Here is a 25,660-nt window from a genome sequence, read left to right as displayed (position 1 = left end):
ATCATATATTCTTGATATGAGCAAAAAAATATATATCATGTCCAATAGCTCTCATCTTCTCCTCATAAAGCGTAACTCCGTAGCCTTCAAGTTTATGAACATAATCATTATCTAAAATATTCTTAAAATTATTAGCTTCTTTATATATAGGATTCATTATTTCCAAAGCATAATTATCATCATCTGTAACCGAATAAAATATTCCGTCATCTTTAAGCAAAGGGTATATTTTATTTAAAAACTCTTTATTAAATATTCTTCTATGGGCATGCTTTTTCTTAGGCCAAGGATCTGGAAAGTTTAAATATATTTTATCAAAAACATATTTGCCGTTTAAATATTTATCTATAACATTATTGGCCTCTCCGAATATAATAGTAAGATTTTTTATATCTCTTTTATAAGCCTTTGATACAGCTTTTTTAGCAGCTTTATATGAATACTCTATTCCTATAAAATATTTATCTTTACTTTTCATAGCAAGCTCTGTAATAAACTTTCCGTTGCCGCATCCTATTTCTAATTCTATTACATCATAATCAGAAAGTCTTTTCGATAATTCATCTGCTATTAAAGAACTATCTTCATTATTAAAATCATCAAGCAAATATTCTTTTAATATATCATCATCAAGATTTAAATTTCTCAATGTATAACTCCCTATTATTTTTTATCCTAATATTTTATTTGAATGATATTATTACTTAATCATTATGTCAATATGGTATATAAATATTTAAAAATTAATTATATCATAATTGACTAATTAAAATATATATTTATCATATGAATAAAAATAATGTATACAGAAATCAAAAAATAGAAGGCAGAAGTTTTTTCGGCATTATAAAAAACGGTAATTACTTTCTTTCCAATCTATCGGTTTATGAAGACGGCATAGTAAGTGCTTGGTTTAAATCTGATATTTACCAATTTGAAAAAGAATTAAAAAGAAAATGGGTTGTATCATATATAGAAAATAATGAAGAATTGAATATTCATGGTATATGAGATTTTAAAATTTTAGAATCAGAGTGGTTTCATAAAGATGATTTCTATGATTATATTAAAAGCATATTAAAAGAAATGAATCCAGAGATGGAGAACATTTATAGAACAACTGAAAGAGAAATAAAAAAATGGGAAAGTTTAAAAGTGTCATTTATGGTAAATCCTATTAATTTAAAAACGAAAGCTCAATTTGGATATGATTTATCAGAAGGAAAAAGTTATTTTATATTTAGAAAATCTAGTAATTATGCATCTAGCAAAGAAATATTTTTAACTTACTATACAATTTATGATGATGAAACAATATCATTTAATAATGATGAAAAATATATTCTTTCAATAATATAAAAACTATGTTTAATAAAAATGAACTTCTTCTATACCCAAAAGAAGATGATACTATAATAATATAAAATCTTTGCAAACTTAAATTAAAATCTACTTTAAAATACACAAACAAAAAAGAAAATTAAAAGAGATAGAAGAAAATATAAAAAAGATTTCAGGAAAAGAAAGTGCTTTTGATTGTGCAATAAAACGCTATCATACTTATCTTGTATATCCTACAGATCATAATAGAGAATTATTAAAAGAAGCTTATGAAAATGTAGCTAAACATGAAAGAATATTTTTAGGAGATATGGACTATAAAGATTATGATTTCAGAAGAATAATATACAACCCTAATATAAAAAGAGAAGTCTGAATTATTATAACTGCCAATTTAAAATTTTTTGTAATAAATGCTTTATATGGCAGACGATTTGTAAAATAAAAAGTAATATGAATATTAAAATAATTTTTTTACTCTAGAAAGAATACTAATCCCCGCCCACTATAGTTAAGCACTTTATAAAAATATTTAAGCTTTATTATTTTTTTTAACTAAAACAGAAATATTAGCACCCACCCAAGCGTTTTTTTAATTCATAATCTGCAAAACGCACGTATAACAAAACTCAAATATAAAGCAGATTGAAAAGTGCAAACATTTCTAGTATTTAAAGTATCGTTCAACGTGCGTTTAAAAAAGCCTAATAATAAAAATTAATTATTCTCTCCGTACCAGTCCACATTACGTGTAAAGTACATAGCAAGAGCAATAACAGCAAATAATCCTAATGTTCCCATAAGAAGAGCATAATCTGTAAGCTGAAGTATACCAAATAGGAATATATAAATTAATGCATTTACTAAAGCCATTGAAATAGTGTATTTAGGAGATTTTATAATGTATCCTATATAAATTGAAGTTAAAGCTGTTACCATTAAAGCACTTAAAAAATAACTTAAATTAAATATTAAATGCTCTGATATAGCTAAAAGAAGAAGGTAAAATACTGCATTAGCTATACCTATCAATATATACTGCACTGGGTGTATGCGTTTCTTTGAAAGCACTTCGCATAAAAATAGCACAAAAAATGGTATGAATATAAAGAGTATAGCATATTTTACACTTCTTGAAGTTTTCTGATAATTGTCATTGAGAAGAAGAAAAGATATTGAAACATTATTAGAATTTTCATCACCAGTTCTCAAATATTCATTATCATTTACTCTATTGGCACTTTCATCACTAGTCCAATACTTTATAAATGCCGTATTAAAACTTGCTATATTCCACTCGGCATTAAATCCGTCATTATTAACTTCTCTTCTTGTAGGAAGAAATCCGCCTGTAAAACTAGGATCTCTCCATTTTGAAGATATTTTAAAAGTATTTTCAGAAGCTAAAGGCGTTATTATAAGAGAGTTTCCTCCCTGAATATCCATAGTTATATTAAAATCAAAACCGTTTAATATTTTATCTCTTGAAATAATATATAAAAACTTATTGCTAAACATATTTAAAGATATATTGATATTTTTCTCATAATATTGAAGCTCTTCATTTTGATTGACTGATACATTAGGAAGTTTCATAAGATTCTTTTTGTTTCCTATACCCAATATAAGCATAGCCTCATCATAAAGTATAGTATTATTATTCTCATCTAAATTGAATATTTCAGCATTATATTTATCGAATCTTCCTGTAATATTTAATTTGGAATTAAAAATCGGAGCTTTAAATATACCTCTGCTTAAACTTGAAACTTCAACATTACCTTCAACATTATATTCATTAGGCATATAAAAAATATATTTTCTTATATAGCTTATTTCTTTGGTTTCACTGTCAATAACTCTAATTAAATACGGTATCGCAATAACAACACCCTGTATATTTGCACTATTTCCTACAGGCTCTATTATTGAAGATACAGCCTCATCTTGATATCTTATCCTATCTCTTACAACGCCGTTTATAAAACTCATAGGAATTAAAAGTAAAAGTCCTAATATCACTATTATAAGTATTTTAAAACCTAAAGTCTTTGCAATATCATTAATATTTTTTATCATATTATATCCTCCAAACATAGCAAATACAGTTATAGCTTAAAAACAATGTATATTAATATAACTTTATTATAATTACAATGTAAAATATATTTATACTCTGTAATTTTAATAAGCAGTGTAATTATTTATTCATACAATTTTGTTTTGAAACAAATCTATAATAATTTGATTATAGTAGTAAATAATACAGTGTGTAATAAAAGAGAATATAAATCTCTCAGTTGACAAGCTTGGATACGCTTCGTGAAATTGCAAGTATAAAAATAATACTAAACAGTACTAATTATGTTTTATATTATAGAATAGATTATTAATTTGGTCTGAAATATATCCTGCTGTGCCTGCTTCTCTCCGCAGGAGTGGCACGCATAGCGAGGCGGATAGCGTCCAAAAGAAGTTGGCACGAACATACGGTACGACTGTGCAGTCCACACAAATACTAAAATTTAAAAATTTATTTTTTTGACAAATTGTAATTGTTTAGGTATAAATCCCTATAGGGATATTTTTTACTTTCAAATATTTATAAATCATGTATTATGTAAGTATTAAATATCTAATGAATTTCCTACTCTTTTTTCTACGTTTTTAATATTGCTGTTTTGTTTGCATTATTATTTGATTTAATATAATTTCTTATTATTGCATTATGCTGTTTTTATAGTAAAATAGTTTCATTATTTAGGACTATTGATAATGAAAAAAAAAGATAACAAAAACAAAGACTATGTAGAGATACCAGATGAAGATGTGGAGATACTCGGAAAAGATGGTATATACAGAAAATACAGCACATATAAAAAAAATAATAGAAAAAGTAAATTAATATATTGGCTTCCTTTTTTACTTGCTGTTATTTATACCTTATCCCCTATAGATTTGATTCCAGATAGGATACCTATAGGAAAATTAGATGATATAATACTGCTTGCTATAACGCTTTATTATGGATTGAAAAAAGCTGACTTTACAGAAAATCCTATTATCAATGTAATAATCAGAAATATTATACTTTCTACAACTATCACAGTATTTGTCATGATGATTATAATATACTGTTTGTCAGTTTTTTTATAATCAAATTTATAAATGGAGAAGTTTTTATGGAAAGAATATCCTCAAATAATATAACTAAATTAGAAGATAATGAAGTTTTTGTTTTTGGGAGCAATACTCAGGGTGCACATGGAGGCGGTGCAGCAAGATTTGCTATGAACTTTGGAGCAGTATATGGTCAGGCATTTGGACTTCAAGGTAAGACATTTGCCATACCTACTGTCGATTATACAAAAAGCGGCAAAATGAAAGTATCAGAAATAAAAAAATATGTTGATAAGTTTTTGGACTTTACTTTAAAACATAAAGATAAAAAATTCCTTGTAACTGAAATAGGATGCGGCATAGCAGGATTTAAAGTAGAAGAAATGGCTGAACTTTTCAGAGCAGCTTTAGATTATGATAATGTTTATCTGCCTAAAAGGTTTTATGATTATTTAACTTCCAATAAATAAAAAAATTATACTATTTATAAAGTATTTTTTAATATATAATATTATAACAACACACGTTAAACTTAATTCTTAATATATACTTAAACAACTATAATTTGTCAAATTTTAGTTATTTTATCAATACTATTATTTTATTAATAATATAAGATATTTTTAATAAACTATAAAATATGTTTTGTATAATAATATATAATAAGCCGCATGTACAAGTGAGATTTTGATAATAATAAACAATTCCTTATTGGAAGGTACAAGCAAATCGTATCCAAAGACAAAAACTTTAGCAAAGTTACGGCAAAAAAGTTTATAATTTTATATAAAGTGTATCAGTTAATAAAATTGTTCTAGTATATCCTAATTATATATAAAAAACTTAATCAAATAAAAATACTTATATAAACAAATAAGGCAGTACATATTAATGCACTGCCAATTGGGGTAAAAATTAGTTTGATTTATTATTATGAGATTTTTTCAAAATTACTTTTAGGCTCTCCACATATAGGACATACCCAATCACTAGGTAAATCTTCAAATGGAACACTGCCCTTATATTCAAATCCGCAGGTTTTACATCTGTAAACAGCTTTAACTTCTTCCTTTTTTTCTTCTTTCTTCTCTTCTTTGTATGCATTTGCAGTAGAAGCATTAGGAGGTGTTTTACCTTTAACTACATTATGATAATAGGCATATGTCATAGAATTGACCTCATTATCAAATATATCGGCATCAATTAATTCTCCTATAAATATAGTATGAGTATAAACCTCTAAAGTATTAACCACTTTGCATATTAAGTACGCATTGGCAGCTTTTATTATAGGAAGACCTTCTTTCATTTCATAAGAAACGTTTTCAAATTTATTATTATCCCTAGAACTTCTAAATCCAAATCCTCCTATTAAAACTGAATCGCTTTTCTCAGAAAGAATAGAAAGAGCAAATTTCCCAGTTTTCTTTATACATTCATTAGTATAATTATTTTTATTAACACTAATCATTATAGTTGTAGGTTCAGAAGTTATTTGAGTAGAAGTATTAATAGTACAACCTACAAGTCTATCTCCATCAAGAGTAGTTAAAATGTACATTCCATATGAAAGTTTAGTTAAAGCAAAAGTATTCATAAGAGCTATCCTTATTAATAATAATTACTAATTATATATTAAGTCTATAAAAAATCAATACTAAATAGTAATTTTAAAATAAAAAAATAATAAAACTCCCCGCTTAAATTATAAGCGGGGAGTTTTTAAGATAAAATACAATAAAAACAATTTTTATTACAAATTATTAATCTTTCATTCTAGTAGAATTAGGATCATTCATATAATCTCTAGTAAGCTGAGCAATTTTCGGAGAAAGGATTAAAAGCCCTATTAAGTTAGGTATCGCCATAAGCCCGTTCAAAGTATCAGCTATAGCCCAAATCAAATCTAATTGGCTTACAGCACCTATAATACCAACTACTAAAAATATAATTCTGTAAGAAATGGAAGCAATTTTATTTCTTTTTGTAAGATATCCTAAAGCAACAACCCCATAATGTGACCAACCCACAAAAGTAGAGAAAGCAAATAATATTAAAGAAATAGTAAGAACTACAGAACCAGCTTTTCCCAAATTAGATCCGAAAGAAGCAGAAATCAATTCAGCACCATTTAATTTAGTACCCTGATTTATTTCTAAGAATATAATAGCCATAAGTCCAGTTAAAGTACAAACAAAGAAAGTATCAATAAGAACTTCAAATATACCCCACAAACCTTGTTCTATAGGGTTTTTAGAGTTACTAGCACCATGAGCCATAGGAGCAGTACCTAAACCAGCTTCATTAGAAAATACACCTCGTGCAAAACCGAATTTCATACCCATCATAATAGTGTATCCCATAAAACCAGCCCCAACTTGTTTCAAGGAAAATGCTTCCTCAAATATACGCTGAAAAGCATGGGGAATTCTACCTGCATTCATAACAAGTATAACTATACCAGCCAGTATATATATAACACACATTACAGGAACTAGTTTTTCTGTAACAGTAGCTATTCTTTTAATACCTCCTATGATTATAACAGCAGTTAAAGCCACTACTACGATACCTGTTACTATATGAGGTACACCAAAGTTCTGATTAACAACAGCAGCCATAGCATTAGTCTGCGTCATATTTCCAGCACCGAAACAAGCTAAAGCAGCAAAAGCAGCAAATATACTGCCAAGCCAAGGAAGATTAGCACCTTTAGATATATAGTACATAGGTCCTCCATGGTGATGGCCTTCACTATCTTTTACTCTATAATGTACTGCTAGAAGTACTTCCGAATACTTAGTGACCATACCAAAGAAAGCTGCAAACCACATCCAAAATAAAGCCCCGGGCCCACCCGCTACAATAGCAGTGGTAACTCCTGCAATATTTCCTGTTCCTACAGTACTAGCTAATGCTGTACTAACTGCTTGGAAAGGGGTAATATTATCGTCTGAGTCTTGTTTTTTTGCTAATGCTCCGAAAGTATGTTTTACCCATAAAGGAATTTTGGTTATTTGTAAAAAACCTGTCCTAATACTTAAGAAGATTCCTGTTCCTACAAGTAATGTAAGCATTACAGGACCCCAGACAAAACTATTAATGATGCCGTTAATTTTTGCTATCATTTCTACCATAATACTCTCCTTTTTTTAATTAATTTATTTTTTTATATATTTTTAGTATAACTCCTTGTTAAAAATATTATTATTTTTTATCAACCATTTTTATAAACTCTAGTAACTCTCTCTCCTATATTAACTAATACTTCATGACTTATACTGTCTATTCGTTTAGCCAAAGTATTTGCATTAAGCCTTTTATCATTACCAAATATCAAAACTTCATCTTCAGTTTTGATATCATTATTACCTATATCTATAATGATAGAATCCATACATACTCTTCCGCGTAAAGGATAATATCTGCCATTAATTTTTACCTCCCAATTATTAGATAATTTCCTTGATACTCCATCTGCATAACCTATTGGCACAACCGCTATATTAGTATCTCTGTCAGCTGTCCATGTCATGCCATATGAAATACTTTCCCCTTTTTTATTTTTCTAATTAAAAGCACTCTTGATTTCAAATTGAGTATAGGTTTAATACCCAAATCATAAGAGTCATCACAAATATATCCATATAATATAATACCAGCTCTTACCATATCAAAATATGTATTTTTATATGATACCAAAGCAGCAGAATTGGCAGTATGAGCATTATTTATTACTATCCCATTATTTTTTAAAGTGCCTATTACACCATTAAAAATCTCTATCTGTCTTTTTGTAAATTCAATGGAATAATCATCATTCATATCCGCGGCTGCATAATGTGTATTTATACCTTCTATACTTAAAGTACTGTAAGATAAAACTTTTTTAGCCAAGTCCAAAACGTCTTCAGGTCTTGCCCCCATTCTGTTAAGTCCAGTATCTACTTTTATATATAATTTCAAAGAACCGCCGTATTTTTTTAAATATCTGTCATAATACTCCAAACATTCGTCATTACTTATAATAGGAATTAAATCATACTTACATGCTAATTCTGCTTCATATTTAAAATGCTGAAACAGGACAATTATAGGAAGTTTAACTCCTGCTTCTCTTATTTTTATACCCTCTTCTACTGTGGCAACTCCCAAAGCATCTGCCCCAAATTTTTCTGAAGCCTTTGAAATCTCTGCTATACCATGCCCATATGCATCAGCCTTTACTATATTTAGTAATTTTACTCCGTTTGCTATAGAACGTATAATTTCAATATTGTTCTTTAATATTGATAAATCCACTTCTGCTATAGTATAATTAGACATAATTATTTTCCAAACCTTATATTTTTTAGTATAACTATTTTTTTTATTTTGTCAATTAAAGTAATTTTTAATCAGCAATTATTGTGATTTTTTTCTATTTAAAGCATACAAAAAAGTGAGATATTATATATAATATCCCACTCTATAATATATAATATTAAAATATTGATTACATTGTAAACATTTCAGGATTTTTATAATCGTCCTTTAGCATCTGTAAAACATCTTCATCACTTTTAAACTCTTCGTTATCTTTTTTAAATTCCTCTTCAAGACTTTTTAACTCCATATCCATTTTCTTATCTACTGAAATGTCCTCACTATCATTAGATTCTTTATTATTTTCTTCCACATTATCAGCATTAGTAATAAATTTGCTCATAAGATCATTAAACTTACTGAATATTTCATTTAACTTACTTGTAGCATTATAAAACTCTTTATTTCCCTCAACAGTTTTTACAGAAAGCTCATTCAAAAAGCTCATAGCATGTACAACTTCCTTTGCCCCAGAACTATTTGCTTCAATAATATCAGAAACTTCTCTAGTAATCTGGTCAAGCAAAGTAATTTGGCTATCCACAACATCACCACTATTCATCTGTTCTTTTACACTTTCTTTTACACCTGTAGTAATATTATTCAAATGCCTTATAGTTTCAAGTATATCTCTTCCGCCAACTTCAAGCTCGCTGTTTGCTGTATTAATCTCAGAAACAACTCTAGCAGTATTTTCTGACATATCAAGTATATTATCCAAAGACTTACCACTATTGCTTGCAAGTTCCACAGTCTCTTCTATTCTCTTTGTAATAGCTTTAATGATGTTTGTAATAGATTTAGTATTATCAGCAGTATGCTCTGCTAAAGATCTAATTTCATCAGCAACAACAGAGAAACCCCTTCCTTGTTCTCCAGCATGTGCTGCTTCAATAGCTGCGTTCATAGCTAGAAGGTTAGTCTGTTCAGCAATACCCTGAATAACGTTAACAATCTCCTTAATTTGATCAGAACTCTCCTCAATACCCCTTACAGCTTCAATAACCTCATCTACTGTATCACCGCCATCATGGGCATCAACAAGCAATTTTTTTGAGAAACTATCTGCCTTATTAACACTTTTAGCAACTGAAGTAATATTTGATATCATCTCTTCAATAGAGGCAGAAGTCTGTTCTACTGCTGATGACTGACGCTCCATATTATCATTAATTTTATAAATTGTTTGTAATAATTCTTCTACAGCAATAGAAGCCGATGAGAATGCATGTCTTTGCTGATCTGTTGAACTTGTTACATTCTGTATAGAAGTAATGATATTATTAACACTAGCTACACTCTCAGTAATGCTTGAGCTTTGATCATTAATTCTATTAGTATTCTCATCTATAACTTTCTCTATTACTTTTATCTCATCAAAAACTTTATAGCTTTCCTGTTTTAATTCCCCTATAAGATTATCCAAACTTGATAAAAACAAATTAAAATTATAAACCAAAATACCTACTTCATCATTATTTTTTGAAGGTATCCTTTTTCTTAAATCTCCATTTTTACCTATAAGCTCTCTTGTAGAGACATTTGCTTTGCTTATAGATATTAAAAGAAGTTTTAATATAAGCAAATATATAACAAATAATAATATAAATAGACATATATGAATAGAAGTATACCAGAATATATCTCTATCTATACTAGATTCTTTAATTATACTATTGATATCTTTATAAAATAAACCAACTACATTAAGGTCTGGTATATAAGAAGCTATAACTATAGATCTATTACCATCTATAGGAACTATAGGAAATATTTGAAAAACTTTAGTTCCAACTGCACCTTCAAAGTTTTGAATATTTGTACTTAATTCTAGTGATGATGATAATATAGAAGAAGAACTTTCTGCTATATATCTGCTGTCAGAACATAGTATTATATCTTTATTTTCTAATCTATACAATAAATGAGACCATTTAGAGAGTATATCATTATTTTTTATAAGTCTGGAAACACCTGCTATATTATTTTCAGCTATAAAATATCCAATATTATTTCCAAATAATTTTAATTTAACATAATACGAAATAAATATATTATTTCTGTCATATACATTAACATTCAAAACCATATCATTATCTTCAATATCGCTTTGAAGGAAATTATGCATATACAATGCATCAGAACTTCTAGTTGTATATCTATCTGTACCAGCTTCTTTAGCAACAGTTACAGAATAAGGTAAATCTGTATTAAGATAATCGGCTTCAATATTTAATGAAATGTTATCATATATATTTTTAAGAGTATTATTAAAATATGTAAGCCTATTAAGAAAGTCTGTCTGTATTATTTCTTTACTTATAATATCTCTGCCATCATACATATTTAAGATAAACTCTTTATAAGCATTCATATCATTTTTTATATTATTATTAAAGGAATTAATTCTACTGTCCAAATATAATACTTCATTTAAAGTATCACTGCTAACCTTATTAATATATGAGCTTTCTTCTAATGTTATATAATTTAGCAGGAATGCAAATATTAAAATAGAGAAGAACATATATACTATAAAGCCTAATTTTGCTATAAGAGGTATATAAAAAGTAACAACATTCTCTTCTAATTCAAAATTATGAGAAAATATTTTAAATATAAGCATAAACACACATGCCAAAAGAGACGCATTAATAGTAGCAGCAAATATGGCCATTATAGTAGTATAAAGGAAAAGTTTGTTAATAATAGAGTAAATACCAATTTCTACTATACTTCCAGCTAATGAAACTATAAAAAATACTAGAATTAGTCTAAGTGCCAATTTTACTTCTATATTGGATTTCCATCTTTTTAAATATTTAAAAAAGAAAATAAAGGAAACTATAGCAAATATTATTTTTATTCCATAAATCTGCGGAATTTCTTTATATATAAAAAACAAAATAACATTCCAAACTACAATATCTATTAATAAGTAGATTGGAATAGTAAAAACTTTAATTCTGCTTATAACATGTTGTTTAATTTTATCTACACCCATAATATCCTCTATTTTCAAATAATAATATAGAAAAAAACACTTCTATACAGAATACTATTATATATTATCATTTATTTTTTATCAAAGTTTATTTACCAAAAAATGAGGTCTATATATAGAGATTATACTCTTCCTACTTCATTTATTACTCTTCCTACCAAAGTATCATGTGTGGATATAGTTTTAGAGTTTAACTCATAAGCACGCTGTACTTCTATCATTCTTACCATTTCATTTACTGGATTAACATTGCTCATCTCTAAAAATCTTGATAATACTTTAGGTCTGTCTACTCCTTTTTGTGCTATATAGGCAGGACCGCTTATATCCGTATCTACCCAGAAAGATTCCCCTTCTTTCTTTAAATATCTTTCATTATCAAAACGTACTATTTTTAGAGTATCAAGTATCTCTTCATCTTCCCATTCATTATCATTAAACTGTACAAACGTATTGCCGTCCTGATATCTTCTATTAATACTTACTCTGCCGTCTTCATCTATATTAAAGTTATTAGTTTTTATCTGTATATATCCGTTTTCACCCATAACTTTATAGCCATGTTTAGTTACAAGATAATGATCTTTATCTATCAAAAAACTGCCATTTCTCGTATATCTTTCACCATGAGGTGTTTCTACAGCAAAAAATCCTTTATCCCCCAAAGCTATATCAAGCTGATTACCAGTTTCTCTTAATGAACCTTGTTCCCATTCTGTGAAAACTTCATTAACTTCCACACCTGTTCCCATTCTTCCAACATAAGGTCTTACATCAGTAGAACCAAGCGGAAATATTACCACTCCGTCATCTTCAGTTCTTGCTGCCATCATCTCTGGAAAAGATTTGAAACTTACTGTATCTCTTTTAAATCCAGGTTTATCAACATTAGCCAAGTTATTAGCTACAACATCAAGTCTTGCCTGTTCGGCCATCATGCCGCTTGCACCTGTATAAACGCCTCTTACCATTTTATAATCCCCCTAATTTATTATAATATATCGTCTTTTTCTCTTTTTGTATCTATATTAATAGTTTTTAATTTTTCTTCCAAATTTTCATAGCCTCTTTCTATATGATAAATCCTATGAACATTTGTAGAGCCTTCAGCTATAGCACCAGCAGCAACCAAAGCAGCACCAGCACGCAAATCGCTTGCCTGTACATCAGCTCCTGAGAGTTTTTTTCCGCCATGAACCACTATATCAGAAGTATTAAGCTCAATATCTGCTCCCATACGTACAAGCTCTGGAACATGGCTAAATCTGTCTGGATAAATACCCTCTATAAGTTCGCTTTTACCTTTAATTGTACAAGCTAATGTTGTATATATTGCCTGCAAATCTGTTGGAAATCCCGGATAAGGCAAAGTTTCTACTTTAAAAGGCTTTAATTCTCTATTAGATGCATCAATCTCTATAGTAGTATCTGTAGTTTTTATATCGCAGCCTATATCTGAAAGCAAATCAAGTACAAAGCTCAAATGTTTAGGCTCTGCATTTTCTAATTTTAACTTTCCTCTTCCAGCTGCTGCTATTGCTAAAAAAGTACCTGTTTCTATTCTATCTGGTATAACTGTAAACTCAGCACCATGAAGATAATCAACTCCTTCTATAGTAATAGTATCAGTACCTCCTCCTGTTATTTTTGCTCCCATAGCATTAAGCAAATCTACAAGATTAACACATTCAGGCTCTTTTGCAGCATTTCGTATAATAGTAGTACCTTTTGCCAAAGAAGCCGCCATCATAACATTGTCTGTTCCCAACACTGTAGGTCCAAACTTACCAGATAAATCCATATCAGCACCTATAAGATTATTTTCTACCTTAGCGTCAATATATCCTGCTGTTATATCTATTTTAGCTCCTAATGCCTCCATTCCCATTAAATGCAAGTCTATTGGTCTTGGTCCAAAAGCACATCCGCCTGGATATGATACTCGGCAATGCTTTCGTTTGGATAGGAGAGGCCCTAATACTATGATAGAGCCTCTCATCTTTTTTACAAGTTTATAAGGAGCTTCTTCACTTTTTCCGTTATGAGATATTATTACAGTAGTATTATTCTTAAAATCCACTTTCTTACCTAAAGGCTCTAATATATCTATTAGAACATGAACATCAACTAAATCGGGTACATTATGAAGTATTACAGGCTCATCTGTTAAAATAGAAGCAACAAGCAGAGGTAATGATGCATTTTTAGATCCTGATACCTTCAATACTCCCCCAATATTATCTGAACCTTCTATAACATATTTATACATATATTTTCCGCCTTTAAAGAATAAAAATTCTGCTTTCTATATATTCGGTATTATACAAAATTGCTTAATAATTTTTGTTCATATATTATGTAAATTATTAGGTATTTATGATTAAAAATTGTAAAAAATATTATAAATATTTCTTGCTTATTTCTATATTAAATTTGTTTCAAAAGTACTTAAAAAGTATAAGATATAATGTTTTATATGTTGTATAACTTCATTATTTTAGTATATAAATACGCATCTTTTGCTTAGTAGATGCCTTACTATGGAATGGAAAAATAAGCGGGTACGTACCTGCACTTCGCAGGATAGTACCCGAAAATATTAAAAACATAAAAAATAATTTTTGACAAACTTAAAAATTATTTATCTAACTTTGCATAGAAGAATTTATGAGATCCTAAAGGATCAAAAACAACATCTGATAATTTTTTACTAATTATAATAGGATCAGTATAAAAATAAATTGGTATTAATCCCATATCATTCATAAGTATATCTTCAGCTTCATGCATAGCTTTCATTCTTATATTTTGATCTATAGTAGACATAGCTAATTTTAATTTATCATCATAAGCCTTATTTGAATATCCTCCGTTATTTTGAACACTGTAGCTTAAAAATACTCCCAAAAAGCTCATAGGATCATTATAATCAGCAATCCAACCATGACGGGCTATAACAAAGTTTTTATGTTGTCTTGTGTCTTGGAAAGTAGCCCATTCTTCCTGTGATATAGTAGAGTCTATACCCAAACCTTCTTTCCACATCTGCTGTACGGCTTCAAATATCTGTATATGTTCTCCAGAATTGGATTTAAACTCTATTACTGGGAAACCTGCTCCATTAGCATATCCTGCTTCTTCCATAAGTTTTTTAGCCTCTTCAAGATTTTTCTGATAATCTTCAGCTTTTACACTATAATAATCGCCTCCTACTTTTCTAAAATCTCCATTATCAACATCGCTTACTCCACTAGGAACCCAAGCACTTGCAGGAAGCTGTCCGCCTCTTGTTACTTGTTCTGTCAAATAGTTTCTGTCTATCGCTAATGTTAATGCTTTACGCACTCTTTCATCTTTTAATGCCTCATTTGTGATATTAAGACAATAATAATATGTACCTAAGTATGGTGAGATATGCATTAAGCCTTCGCTTTTTAAGTTTTCAATATCTTGAAGCGGAGGATTATTAGCAAAATGTATAGAGCCTTCTTTTATACCAGCAACTGCTGCTGTACCGTTTTGCATAAGGATAAACACCAATTTTTCAGGTATTATGTTCGATGCATTCCAATAATTAGTATTTTTTGACATTATTAATCTGTCATCAGTTCTTCTTTCTATCATCACAAAAGGACCGTTTCCTATATAAGTTTCAGGAGATAAAGTCCAGTTATCGCCGTTTTCTTCTATTATATCTTTTCTAATAGGGTAGAAAGTAGGAAATGCTGCAAGCTCTAAAAAATAAGCTGTAGGGGCATTTAATTTCACTTCTAAAGTATTTTCATCTATTGCTTTTACCCCTAATTCAGAAACTTCTTTTTTACCAGAATTAATATCCATAGCATTTAATACAGGTTCAAACTGATAAGCATATTCGCATGCTGTTACAGGGTCTACTGCTCTTTGCCAAGCATAAACAAAATCTTTGGCTGTTACTTTTTTGCCGTCTGACCATTTGGCATTATCTCTTATATGAAATGTATAAGTTAAACCATCTTCACTTATATCCCAGCTTTCAGCAACACCGCCTACTATTTTATTATCCTTATCTCTTGTAGCTAGTCCTTCAAAAGCATGCTGAATATAAATACTGCCGTCAACTGTAGAGTTTAAAGCAGGGTCTATAGTTTTGGGTTCTGGACCAACATTAATATATATTGCTCCTTCATCAGTTTTATTTCCGCCGCATGATAATACAAATATCATTAGGGTAAAAGAGAGTATTAATAATAATTTACGCTTCATAATAATGTCCTATGATTTTTTTATTTATAGGAAATTATATTTTATATAATATATTAGTCAATGATTTTTTGAATTAATATTATTACATTTAATATTTATAAAAATAACCTGTACACAACCTTGATAATATTATTAATAATACTTTACAAAATTCTTTTATTTTTGTTATTAAATTATGAACAAAATAAACAATAATAAATAATTATGCTAAAAAAATTTACTATTTCAAATTACAGATCATTTTATGATGAAGCAGAACTTAATTTAACCGCTGATAAAGATACTATTTATACAAAAAAAATAAATAATGAATATATATCAAAATTATGTATTCTTTACGGTTATAACGGATGCGGTAAGAGTAATCTGCTTAATGCTTTAAAATATATTTTTTATTCCAACAATGGATATATAGCATCAAGTGATGACAGCATAAAAAGGCTTTCAGATCCAAATATGATTTATGGTAAAAATAAGAATAGCCGTTTTTATTTGGAGTTTTATTCTTATGATGATTATGAAATATGCAGCTATGAACTAGTATTGGATAATAGTAATAAAGGAATAGATTTAGAAAGATTTACAAAAAATAATGCTATAATATTTGAAAGGAAAAAAAATACTATATCGGACGGACTATTTGATTATGATGATAGTATACCAGACACAAATACTTTTTTAAGTTTTTTAATAATAAATTAAATAATATAAATGAAAAAGCAGACAGATACAGAGAGGAAATTAATTATTATATATCATTATTTAAGAATCTATGTTTTTTATTTCCATTTACAAATGAGGCAGATTTTTCTTCTTATGCCATAATAGAGATCTTTGAATATTTTAGTAAATATAATATATGGGATACTTATAAAAAATTACTTTATATGACGGATATTGATGACTTAAATATAGTTGATAGTATAAATGCAAGCGAGTTTTCTTTTATGCTTGATAATAAGAGATTAGTTTCAAGTCATGACATTTACAGCAATGACTTTGACGAGGTAGAGTCTGAGGGAAGTAAAGTATATGCTATTAATTTGATATATATATTAAGCTCCATTATAAACGGTACATTATCTATAGTTGATGAGTTTAATGGAGTGCAGTCTGAATTATTGGAGTTTACTATCAGACTATTTAAAAAAGGGGCATTTAATAATATAGAGAGAGAAACTTCACAACTTATACTATCAACCCATGATATAACACTTATGAGTATTGATGATACTGAACTTTTTAACTATTTTTTAATTAATAAAAAAATAATATGACAAGTATATATAGAACTGATGAACTTAAAAAAATTAATAGAAGTTTAGATATTAGTAATTTAGAGAAAGAATATAGAAAAAACCATCTTGGAATATCGAGATAATATTAGAATTTGTATATATAGAGTGATCCTCTATTATCATAAAGTGCTTCAGAAGAATTAATTTTAAAAGCGGTATTGCAGTCTTCTATTGACTTATCAAAATATTTTTTATCTCCTGAGTTTTTATATTTATTGAAATAAATAGCACTTCTGTTGTTTAAAGCGTAAATATTATTAAAATCAATTTTTATAAGCTCATCATAATCATTTAAAGCCCTTTCAAACAAATTCTCATCTCCGCTTATCTTATATTTTACAGAGTATAAAGTAGCTCTATTATTAAGAAGTTCTGGATCTAAATGATTTGAAGACAAGGCATCATTAAATATTATCAAAGCAGTTTCATAATCATCTTCTAATTTTTTAAGTTCATATTTTATGGAGTATAGTATAGCTTTATTATTAGATACATTTTCATTATGATTATATAGAGACAAAGCATATTCAAAATATTTGTCAGCTTTTTTAAAATGTTCTTCTTCATTATCTCTGCTGTATATTTTAGTATGAAGTACTCCAGCCCCATTTAAAGCCAAATAATTTCTGTCATCTAACTGAAACATTTTCTCTAATATTTCCAAAGCCTGTTCATCTCTTGAACTTTTAATTTCTTTAACAAGATTTTTATACATAGCCTCAATTTCTGCTTTAATATTATCGCTTGAAGATGAATCTATTACATTATTTATAGATTTTACCTGAGGCTTATCAACAGTTTTATTATTATCGGTTACCGAACCTGCATTTACATTACCGCTGCTTACAAAATTATTATTTGTAAAATTAAGTACTAATGTAAGTATAAACATAAGTACTGATATAAATAAAAGTCCGTAAGTAGTATTTCTTATATTTGTTCTGATTGTATAATCTATTGAAAATTTAAGAGAATTAAAATGAGGAGTAACCCCTAATCTTACCTGTTCTTTTACAAGGTTAGTAAATTCATTTGCTATAGCATAATTGTTTAACTCATCTTTAAAGTAAAGTGTCATCATATCCATGTATTTGCTTTCCATTCTTAAAGAGAGTGAATTGGTAAAGTTTTCTAATTCTTTATTTATTCGGTTTTTAGTTCCGACACTGTATACATTAAAAGTAACTGAGAATATTAAAAGTATTATAGGGAATAATATTAAAATAGCAAAATTAAATTTTTTTAAAGTTTTTTCTTTCATTCCATTAATACCTTTATCTCCATATAATAATTAATTTTATCACAATTTAAGAAATAATCAAATATATATTTTATAAACGCGTCTGAGAGGACTCGAACCCCCAACCGACGGAACCGAAATCCGCTGCTCTATCCAATTAAGCCACAGACGCTAATTATGTATTTATATACAAGTATCGGCAATTATGCACTATAGTTTACAATTTAGGAGCAAACCTCAAGCCAAACTGCAAACCTATATCAAATGTATCAACTTTTGTTTCATATGTATCATAGAAATAAGAACTGTAAACAATATTTTTCTTATTAACACTGAAATCATATCCTAAATAAGCACCTACATTAAAAGCAATTTTATCATTAAAATAAATAGAGTATTCAAATGTAACTTTTAAATAAGGTATAACATCGCTTTCTAACAGTTGATTTATATCATCTCCATAAAGATTTTCATTATATGATACAGTTGTTTCAGTACCACTAGAAGTTCTATCAGTTCGTTCATATTTGTGTGTTAATGCCAAAGGTATTTTAGCACCAATACCTATACCCAAAGAAAAAGCCCCAAAATTAAATTTAGGAAGCACTCCAAGCTGAAATCCATGTATATATAAGCTGTCAGTTATATTAATAGTTGTACTTAATACTGATGAGGAACTAAAAATTTTATAGCTGTCATAACTATATCCTATATCACCAAGTATACTAAAAGCCCATTTGTTAAAGATAAACATATATCCAAGTTTCACATTGACACCTGAATCGAAACCTATTTTTGCAGAAATATCATCTCCTGTACCTCCACCAAAAGACATACCTACTGGTACATTCACTATAGCTTCAAAACTTCCTTTTGCAAAAGAATATGAACTAAATACTAATAAAGCACATAAGACTAGTGAAATTTTTTTTATATATTTCATAAAATACCTTAATTAATATATTAATAATATACTGAAATTTTTTAAGTTTGTCAACTGGAAGCTATGTTATTATTTTCATTTAGGAACTATTTTTGTAAGTGCCAATATGAAATTAGTAATAAATAGTACTAATTTGTTTTATATGTAGGACAACATATTTTTATTTATAATAATTTAAATTTGGTATTTTGTATTTTTATAATGAAGAATGCTCCACTATAAAGTCAGACTAAATTAATTTTTTATAATTTAGGAGCAAACCTTAATCCTAACTGCAAACCTATATCAAAGCTGTCAATCCCAGTATACTCTCCGTCTATAGTACTTTTATTAGCCAATCCGAAATCATACCCTAAATAAGCCCCCACATTTAGAGCTATTTTAGAAGTGAAGAAGAAAGAATAATCAAAAGTAAGTTTAATATATGGTATTACATTTTTATCATAACCATTTTCTATATCATTTCTATTTAATTTTGAACTTATAGTTGAACTATCCTTAATCCCTAATATTGTATAATCAGTTTTTACTTCATTAACTGCAGATATAGGTATTTTTACACCAGCCCCTAAGCCTATAGCAAATTGTCCTATATTTATTTTAGGCAGTATTCCTATTTGAAAGTTATGAGTATATATACTTCCATATACTTCCATTTTATTATTATTATTTATTCCTGAAGACATATACATTCTATAGCTGTCATAACTATATCCAATCTCCCCCAAAATACTAATACCTATCTTACCCAAACCGATCATATAGCCAAGCTGAGCAGTTATACCAGAATCAAAACCAGCTTTTCCTTTTATTGATTCTACATCATTATAAGTTCCAACGGGTATTCCTGCGGATAGTCCCAAAGGCACATTTACTATGGCTTCAAAACCGCTTGCAGCAAATGCGTTGATACTACTTGTTATTAGAAGAAGTATTAGAATTATTTTTTTCATATAAGACCTCTGTATAAAACAATTATTATACATATGGTACATTAATGATAGGGAAATATCAAGAACAAATATAATTTTTTGAGAAAGATAAGGGCGAAAGACGGGACTTGAACCCGCGACATCCAGATCCACAATCTGGCGCTCTAACCAACTGAGCTACATTCGCCATTTAAACATTAAAAAGAGTTATTATTTTTATCATATAAAAAACTATAAACGCTGACAAAAGTGATAAAGACGTTTATATACGCGCCAGACAGGAATCGAACCTGTAACCTACTGCTTAGAAGGCAGTTGCTCTATCCAATTGAGCTACTAGCGCATTCGGGATGGTGAGACTCGAACTCACAACCCCCTGCTCCCAAAGCAGGTACGCTAACCAATTGCGCTACATCCCGTAAACTTTTATGTTTGATTATTATATATCAATATAATTTTTTGTCAACATATTTTATACATTTTAATTTATTTTAAGTTTAATTATAGATTTTATATCTTTTTTGGTATATAATACTCTTATATAGTAAAAGCATTTCTTGGAGGTATTTTTATGAGGGATAGAGATTATTTAGAATTATTATCGCAAAAATATCCTACTATAGATGACGCTTCTGTTGAAATTATAAATTTAGAAGCTATTTCAAAACTTCCAAAAGGAACAGAATATTTTTTAAGTGATATTCATGGAGAATCGGACGGCTTTGATTATCTGCTTGGAACTTCTTCTGGGGTTATACGTGAAAAAATAGAGATTCTTTTTAGAAATACTTTGCCTGAGCATGACAGAGTAGAGCTTCAAATATTAATTGTAGATACAAAAAATGTGGTTAATAATAAATCATCTGAAAAAGAATTTGCTGATTGGTGCAGAATTACTATATATAGACTTATTAGAATATGCAAACTCGTTACAAGTAAATATACAAGATCCAAAATTCGTAAGAAAATGCCTTCAAACTTTGCATACATATTAGATGAACTGCTTCAAACTGATTCTGAAGAAAACAAAGAAAATTACTACTTCTCTATAATAAATTCCATTATAGAAGTTTCTGCAGCTGATAAATTTATATCCGCACTTTGTCAGCTTATACGCCAATGCAGTGTAGATAGACTTCATATAGTAGGAGATATTTATGACAGAGGGCCCCACCCTGATAAAGTAATGGAAACTATAATGACTTTTAATGAAGTTGATATTGCTTGGGGTAATCATGATATACATTGGATGGGGGCTGCTAAAGGAAGTTTGATTTGTGTTGCTAATGCTGTACGTTTGGCTATAAGATATAATAATTTTGATTTGCTAGAATACAGCTATGGAATTAATTTAAGGTCTTTATCCTCTTTTGCAAATGATGTTTATAAAGATGACCCCTGTGAAGTATTTAAGCCAAATACATTAGACAAAAATATTTATGATGAGGTTGATAAAGATTTGGCGGCTAAAATGCATAAGGCTATATCTATAATACAGTTTAAATTAGAATGTCAGCTTATAAAAAGACACCCTAATTATGGAATGGATGACAGAATACTGCTTGATAAAATAGATTATGATAAAGGGACTATTACAATAGAAGGAAAAACTTATGATCTTAAAGATAAAAATTTCCCTACTATAGATAAAAATAATCCTTTTGAGCTTAGTGAAGGTGAAAATACATTAATACAAACCCTAGCATTCTCTTTTGCAAACAGCCATACTTTACAAAGGCATATTAATTATATGTATGCTAAGGGAAGCATATACAAAATATTTAATGGAAATCTTCTTTATCATGGATGCATACCTACAAAAGAAGACGGTTCTTTTGATGAGGTTTATATAGATTCTCAGTATTTGTCTGGAAGAAGATATTTAAAACAAGTAGAAGATAAAGTAAGAAAAGCATTTTACTGTGAAGTAGGAAGCGAGGAACAGCTAAATGCACTTGATTACTGCTGGTATTTATGGTGCGGACCTAAATCCCCTCTTTTTGGGAAAAATAAAATGACTACTTTTGAAAGGTATTTTATAGATGATAAAGAAATACATAAAGAAAGCTATAATCCATATTATTACTATGTAGATAAAAAAGAGTACTGCGAAAAGATATTAAAAGAATTTGACCTTGATATTGAGATGTCTCATATAGTTAATGGACATGTTCCAGTAAAAACTCATAAAGGCGAAAGCCCTATAAAAGGAGGCGGACTTCTTTTAGTTATAGATGGAGGACTTTCAAAGGCATATCATAAAAGCACTGGAATAGGAGGATATACTTTAATATCAAATTCAAATATGATGATGATCGCTGAGCATAGACCTTTTAATGAGGTTGTGGAATCTGGATTTAAATTAAGTCCTAGGTCTATAATTGTAGAGCGTTTTATAAGACGTATTACAGTTGGCGAAACTGATATAGGTAAAGAGCTTTCAAAGCGTATTGATGATTTGCATGAGCTTTTATCAGCATACAGAAGCGGTATAGTAAAAGAAAAAATGTAATTTAATAATTGGTATATACCTAAAAACTATAGTTTGTCAAGCCGTCATCAAACAACTATATGAACAGGCTTATTTTAATATAAAAAATAAAATAACACAATATATAAAACATTTATATAATAATTAACATTCAATAATAAAGCTGACAAATCGCATATTAATAAACTTAAGTGCTATATAACATATAAAATTAATGATAATTTTACAAAAAATATTTATTTTTTAAAAAAATCAAAAAAAAATTATAATTCTTATTGACTTTGATAATTTTATTGTTAAATTAATTTTGTATTTCTTTACATACAGGTGTAATAGATTTCATTGAAAAATAAAAAATATTATATATAGAGGTTTTCCACACCATGAAAAAAATTCACAGTTTATCATTTAAAGTACCAATTATAATAAGTTCTATTATTTTTATTACTATAGCTACTTTAGCTATAATCTCAATATGGTCTTCTTCAAGAGCTATAAGGAAATCTGCTTTAGAAGGATTCCAAGCTACAGTATCAGGATATTCTTCTATGATAGATATGGTTATGCACGAACAGCTTCTTGCAATATCTACATATGCCCAATCTGGAGCAGTGATTAATGCGGTATTAAATCCTTTAGATGAAACTATAAAAGCAGAAGCAATAAAAAGACTAAAAGATTTCGGCTCTGTTAATACATACTCTATTAATATAGGCGTAGCAGATATTAACGGAAATATTATACTTGATAATGTTAATCCTAAACTTGAAGGCGTATCTATAGCAAGTGTTCACCCTGAATTATTTAATAGAATGAAATCTAATAACTATAATTATACTTATGATAATGCCACAAGTGTATCATCTACAACAGGCGGTCAGGCACTTTTACTTTGCGGAGGATTAAGAAACTCAGCAAAAGAACTTATTGGTATTATATATATAAATTTAGACTTAGCTAAAGTAAATAATGACTTTATAGGCAATCTTAATATAAACGGACGCATTACAGTTGCAAATAATGATGGAAACGTAATATTATCATCTGACAAGGAAAGAATAGGAGATAAACTTCCTGATGTTTATAGCGTAATAAAGACAAGTCATACTGGAATTATAGAATCTTATGATAATGAAGGAAGTCAAGGCAAACGTTCTGCCGCTTATGAAAATATACATACTATGCCTTGGTCTGTGATATTTGCTAAATCAGACAGTGAAATATACAAAGAAATAAAATACACTATTATACGTACAGCAATTATAGGTACTTTATTTATAATAGTATGTACTTTAATAATAGCATTATACATAAAAAGCATAACAAAGCCTTTAAATGAGCTTGTATCTATTTCAAGAGAAATTTCAGATGGAGATTTAACTTCAACTCATAGAAATATAAATCGTAAAGATGAATTAGGAGTTTTGGCTAATTCTTTCTTTGATATGAGAGATAGACTATCTGATATAATAGTAAAAGTGAGAACTTCAGCAGATGAAATAAGAATGAATGCCAAAGAGCTTTCCCAAGGCAGTGCAGACTTATCAAAACGTACAGAAGCACAGGCTGCAAGTTTGGAAGAAACTGCTTCATCTATGGAACAAATGGCTTCTACAATAAAATCATCTGCAGATCAGTCTATTGAAGGAAATAAAATGATGATAGATTCAAGAACTTCTATTCAAAATGCAGGAGAGATTATACTAGATACAACAAAAAATATAGAAGAAGTTTATGATGCAAGTACAAAAATAAAAGATATTACCAAAATAATAGAAGACATTGCTTTTCAAACTAATATACTTGCTTTGAATGCCGCAGTAGAGGCAGCAAGAGCTGGAGAACAGGGAAAAGGATTTGCTGTTGTAGCAAGCGAGGTTAGAAACTTGGCTCAGACTACTCAGTCATCTGTTAAAGATATTACGGATTTAGTTGATAATGCATATGATAAAATTAATAAAGCAACAGAATCAGCAAGAATATCTCAAGAAATATTCAGTGATCTTCAAGGTAAAATAGAAAATACAGCTAAAATTATGCAAGATATAAGTTCAACTGCAGTAGAGCAGCATGAGGGTGTAGAACAGGTTAATAAAGCTGTTACTGATATGGATACTGTAACTCAGCAAAATGCTGCTTTAGTAGAACAGGCTTCTGCTTCTTCTACATCTTTACTTAATCAGGCTGTAGAATTGGTTGATGCTATGAGTTTCTTTAAAGTAAATTAAGTAAGCAATCCGAATTTAAATAAAATATTTTTCATTGTTTTAAAAATAAAAAAGGCTTGCATTTTCCTGCAAGTCTTTTTTTATTTGCATATTACTAAAAAATTATATTATAAAATTATTCTTTAGAATTTTCTTTAGTTTCATCTATAAGTTTAATTAATTTATTTGATCTTGAAGCTATACTTTCTTTTAAAGCTAATAAAGTATCTTTTCCAGCCTTACTGTTAGCTATTTCTCTTTTAAGTAGGTCTGCTATATTAAGACAAGCAAGTATCGCTATAGTATCTCTAGGGTAATTTGAACCATAATGCTCTGCTATATCATTCATACTCTCATCAACAAAATCAGCAACTTCTTTTAAATATTCAGCATTCTCTTCGCTTGATTTTATATTAAGAGTTCTGCCATATATTGTAACCTCTAAAGTATTATTATCCATTTTATCTACCTATT

At 28.6% G+C, this 25,660-nt stretch carries 20 protein-coding genes, 4 tRNA genes and 1 pseudogene; 8 read left to right on the top strand and 17 right to left on the bottom strand.

The window, feature by feature from the left end:
* Position 1: 1 nt before the first annotated feature.
* Entirely contained in the window at positions 2-649 is a 648-nt protein-coding gene (gene trmB, locus KQ44_RS12215; protein ID WP_096737638.1) for a tRNA (guanosine(46)-N7)-methyltransferase TrmB, read from the bottom strand.
* A gap of 137 nt (positions 650-786) precedes the next feature.
* Between trmB and KQ44_RS15250 the strand changes: the two genes are divergently transcribed.
* Entirely contained in the window at positions 787-1,011 is a 225-nt protein-coding gene (locus KQ44_RS15250) for a hypothetical protein (RefSeq protein ID WP_240516639.1), read from the top strand.
* 87 nt (positions 1,012-1,098) lie between these two features.
* Positions 1,099-1,359, top strand: a complete 261-nt coding sequence (locus KQ44_RS15245; protein WP_240516638.1) for a hypothetical protein — start codon at positions 1,099-1,101, stop codon at positions 1,357-1,359.
* 699 nt (positions 1,360-2,058) lie between these two features.
* Here the strand turns inward: KQ44_RS15245 and creD are convergent.
* Positions 2,059-3,420, bottom strand: coding sequence for a cell envelope integrity protein CreD (gene creD / locus KQ44_RS12205; RefSeq protein ID WP_096737637.1), 1,362 nt, complete (start codon positions 3,418-3,420; stop codon positions 2,059-2,061).
* A gap of 696 nt (positions 3,421-4,116) precedes the next feature.
* On the opposite strand from creD, the gene KQ44_RS12200 reads away from it, so the two are divergent.
* Together KQ44_RS12200 and KQ44_RS12195 are read left to right on the top strand one after the other, a co-directional pair.
* Positions 4,117-4,497 (top strand): YkvA family protein, encoded by a 381-nt coding sequence (locus KQ44_RS12200; protein WP_096737636.1) that lies wholly within the window; start codon positions 4,117-4,119, stop codon positions 4,495-4,497.
* Positions 4,498-4,523: 26 nt separating this feature from the next.
* Positions 4,524-4,931, top strand: a complete 408-nt coding sequence (locus KQ44_RS12195; RefSeq protein ID WP_096737635.1) for a hypothetical protein — start codon at positions 4,524-4,526, stop codon at positions 4,929-4,931.
* Positions 4,932-5,392: 461 nt separating this feature from the next.
* On the opposite strand, the gene KQ44_RS12190 is transcribed toward KQ44_RS12195, so the two are convergent.
* From KQ44_RS12190 to KQ44_RS12160, 7 genes and pseudogenes are all read right to left on the bottom strand, one after another.
* Positions 5,393-6,058, bottom strand: coding sequence for a flavin reductase (locus tag KQ44_RS12190; protein WP_096737634.1), 666 nt, complete (start codon positions 6,056-6,058; stop codon positions 5,393-5,395).
* A 166-nt stretch (positions 6,059-6,224) separates the two neighbouring features.
* Positions 6,225-7,598 (bottom strand): sodium:alanine symporter family protein, encoded by a 1,374-nt coding sequence (locus tag KQ44_RS12185; protein ID WP_096737633.1) that lies wholly within the window; start codon positions 7,596-7,598, stop codon positions 6,225-6,227.
* Between the two features lie 80 nt (positions 7,599-7,678).
* Positions 7,679-8,787: pseudogene (gene alr / locus KQ44_RS12180) on the bottom strand (alanine racemase).
* Positions 8,788-8,956: 169 nt separating this feature from the next.
* Positions 8,957-11,830 carry a methyl-accepting chemotaxis protein gene (locus KQ44_RS12175; protein ID WP_096737632.1) on the bottom strand — a complete coding sequence of 958 codons (2,874 nt, stop codon included), beginning with the start codon at positions 11,828-11,830 and terminating at the stop codon, positions 8,957-8,959.
* Between the two features lie 122 nt (positions 11,831-11,952).
* The gene (gene flgF, locus KQ44_RS12170; protein ID WP_096737631.1) at positions 11,953-12,801 is read right to left on the bottom strand and encodes a flagellar basal-body rod protein FlgF; all 849 of its coding nucleotides are present in this window, start codon (positions 12,799-12,801) and stop codon (positions 11,953-11,955) included.
* 20 nt (positions 12,802-12,821) lie between these two features.
* Entirely contained in the window at positions 12,822-14,099 is a 1,278-nt protein-coding gene (gene murA, locus KQ44_RS12165) for a UDP-N-acetylglucosamine 1-carboxyvinyltransferase (protein ID WP_096737630.1), read from the bottom strand.
* Positions 14,100-14,467: 368 nt separating this feature from the next.
* Positions 14,468-16,075 carry a peptide ABC transporter substrate-binding protein gene (locus tag KQ44_RS12160; RefSeq protein WP_096737629.1) on the bottom strand — a complete coding sequence of 536 codons (1,608 nt, stop codon included), beginning with the start codon at positions 16,073-16,075 and terminating at the stop codon, positions 14,468-14,470.
* Between the two features lie 204 nt (positions 16,076-16,279).
* Between KQ44_RS12160 and KQ44_RS15235 the strand changes: the two genes are divergently transcribed.
* Together KQ44_RS15235 and KQ44_RS15230 are read left to right on the top strand one after the other, a co-directional pair.
* Complete coding sequence (locus tag KQ44_RS15235) at positions 16,280-16,777, top strand: AAA family ATPase (protein ID WP_240516635.1); 498 nt, start codon at positions 16,280-16,282, stop codon at positions 16,775-16,777.
* A gap of 185 nt (positions 16,778-16,962) precedes the next feature.
* Positions 16,963-17,352 carry a hypothetical protein gene (locus KQ44_RS15230; RefSeq protein ID WP_240516634.1) on the top strand — a complete coding sequence of 130 codons (390 nt, stop codon included), beginning with the start codon at positions 16,963-16,965 and terminating at the stop codon, positions 17,350-17,352.
* Between the two features lie 106 nt (positions 17,353-17,458).
* On the opposite strand, the gene KQ44_RS12150 is transcribed toward KQ44_RS15230, so the two are convergent.
* The 7 genes from KQ44_RS12150 to KQ44_RS12120 form a co-directional block, all read right to left on the bottom strand.
* The gene (locus tag KQ44_RS12150; protein WP_096737628.1) at positions 17,459-18,634 is read right to left on the bottom strand and encodes a hypothetical protein; all 1,176 of its coding nucleotides are present in this window, start codon (positions 18,632-18,634) and stop codon (positions 17,459-17,461) included.
* A 77-nt stretch (positions 18,635-18,711) separates the two neighbouring features.
* Positions 18,712-18,785: transfer RNA gene (locus tag KQ44_RS12145), tRNA-Arg, on the bottom strand.
* 45 nt (positions 18,786-18,830) lie between these two features.
* Positions 18,831-19,556: a hypothetical protein gene (locus tag KQ44_RS12140; protein ID WP_096737627.1), complete on the bottom strand. Its 726-nt coding sequence runs from the start codon at positions 19,554-19,556 to the stop codon at positions 18,831-18,833.
* Positions 19,557-19,798: 242 nt separating this feature from the next.
* Positions 19,799-20,509 (bottom strand): outer membrane beta-barrel protein, encoded by a 711-nt coding sequence (locus KQ44_RS12135; RefSeq protein WP_096737626.1) that lies wholly within the window; start codon positions 20,507-20,509, stop codon positions 19,799-19,801.
* A 91-nt stretch (positions 20,510-20,600) separates the two neighbouring features.
* Positions 20,601-20,676 (bottom strand) — tRNA-His (locus tag KQ44_RS12130).
* Between the two features lie 81 nt (positions 20,677-20,757).
* Positions 20,758-20,831 (bottom strand) — tRNA-Arg (locus KQ44_RS12125).
* A gap of 2 nt (positions 20,832-20,833) precedes the next feature.
* Positions 20,834-20,907, bottom strand: a tRNA-Pro gene (locus KQ44_RS12120).
* Between the two features lie 152 nt (positions 20,908-21,059).
* Here KQ44_RS12120 and KQ44_RS12115 point away from each other — a divergent pair.
* Together KQ44_RS12115 and KQ44_RS12110 are read left to right on the top strand one after the other, a co-directional pair.
* A complete protein-coding gene (locus KQ44_RS12115; protein ID WP_096737625.1) occupies positions 21,060-23,000 on the top strand; it encodes a fructose-1,6-bisphosphatase in 1,941 nt (646 codons plus the stop codon).
* A gap of 362 nt (positions 23,001-23,362) precedes the next feature.
* Positions 23,363-25,207 (top strand): methyl-accepting chemotaxis protein, encoded by a 1,845-nt coding sequence (locus KQ44_RS12110; RefSeq protein ID WP_096737624.1) that lies wholly within the window; start codon positions 23,363-23,365, stop codon positions 25,205-25,207.
* Positions 25,208-25,322: 115 nt separating this feature from the next.
* Here the strand turns inward: KQ44_RS12110 and KQ44_RS12105 are convergent, their stop codons facing one another.
* On the bottom strand, positions 25,323-25,646 hold the full coding sequence (locus KQ44_RS12105) for a cell division protein ZapA (RefSeq protein WP_020004673.1): 324 nt from the start codon (positions 25,644-25,646) through the stop codon (positions 25,323-25,325).
* Positions 25,647-25,660 lie beyond the last annotated feature (14 nt).

Source organism: Brachyspira sp. G79, from assembly GCF_002379365.1.
Classification (GTDB): domain Bacteria; phylum Spirochaetota; class Brachyspiria; order Brachyspirales; family Brachyspiraceae; genus Brachyspira.
Note: the sequence above shows the minus strand (reverse complement) of the source record. Positions and strands in the feature narration are given on the sequence as shown.

Coding starts and splice junctions, on each gene's coding strand:
- creD (WP_096737637.1), bottom strand. CDS start 3,420: ATGATAAAAAATATTAATGATATTGCAAAGACTTTAGGTTTTAAAATA.
- flgF (WP_096737631.1), bottom strand. CDS start 12,801: ATGGTAAGAGGCGTTTATACAGGTGCAAGCGGCATGATGGCCGAACAG.
- KQ44_RS15235 (WP_240516635.1), top strand. CDS start 16,280: ATGCTAAAAAAATTTACTATTTCAAATTACAGATCATTTTATGATGAA.
- KQ44_RS12140 (WP_096737627.1), bottom strand. CDS start 19,556: ATGAAATATATAAAAAAAATTTCACTAGTCTTATGTGCTTTATTAGTA.
- murA (WP_096737630.1), bottom strand. CDS start 14,099: ATGTATAAATATGTTATAGAAGGTTCAGATAATATTGGGGGAGTATTG.
- KQ44_RS12115 (WP_096737625.1), top strand. CDS start 21,060: ATGAGGGATAGAGATTATTTAGAATTATTATCGCAAAAATATCCTACT.
- KQ44_RS12160 (WP_096737629.1), bottom strand. CDS start 16,075: ATGAAGCGTAAATTATTATTAATACTCTCTTTTACCCTAATGATATTT.
- KQ44_RS15245 (WP_240516638.1), top strand. CDS start 1,099: ATGGAGAACATTTATAGAACAACTGAAAGAGAAATAAAAAAATGGGAA.
- KQ44_RS12135 (WP_096737626.1), bottom strand. CDS start 20,509: ATGAAAAAAATAATTCTAATACTTCTTCTAATAACAAGTAGTATCAAC.
- KQ44_RS12200 (WP_096737636.1), top strand. CDS start 4,117: ATGAAAAAAAAAGATAACAAAAACAAAGACTATGTAGAGATACCAGAT.
- KQ44_RS15250 (WP_240516639.1), top strand. CDS start 787: ATGAATAAAAATAATGTATACAGAAATCAAAAAATAGAAGGCAGAAGT.
- KQ44_RS12190 (WP_096737634.1), bottom strand. CDS start 6,058: ATGAATACTTTTGCTTTAACTAAACTTTCATATGGAATGTACATTTTA.
- KQ44_RS12195 (WP_096737635.1), top strand. CDS start 4,524: ATGGAAAGAATATCCTCAAATAATATAACTAAATTAGAAGATAATGAA.
- KQ44_RS12105 (WP_020004673.1), bottom strand. CDS start 25,646: ATGGATAATAATACTTTAGAGGTTACAATATATGGCAGAACTCTTAAT.
- KQ44_RS12110 (WP_096737624.1), top strand. CDS start 23,363: ATGAAAAAAATTCACAGTTTATCATTTAAAGTACCAATTATAATAAGT.
- KQ44_RS15230 (WP_240516634.1), top strand. CDS start 16,963: ATGACGGATATTGATGACTTAAATATAGTTGATAGTATAAATGCAAGC.
- KQ44_RS12185 (WP_096737633.1), bottom strand. CDS start 7,598: ATGGTAGAAATGATAGCAAAAATTAACGGCATCATTAATAGTTTTGTC.
- KQ44_RS12175 (WP_096737632.1), bottom strand. CDS start 11,830: ATGGGTGTAGATAAAATTAAACAACATGTTATAAGCAGAATTAAAGTT.
- KQ44_RS12150 (WP_096737628.1), bottom strand. CDS start 18,634: ATGAAAGAAAAAACTTTAAAAAAATTTAATTTTGCTATTTTAATATTA.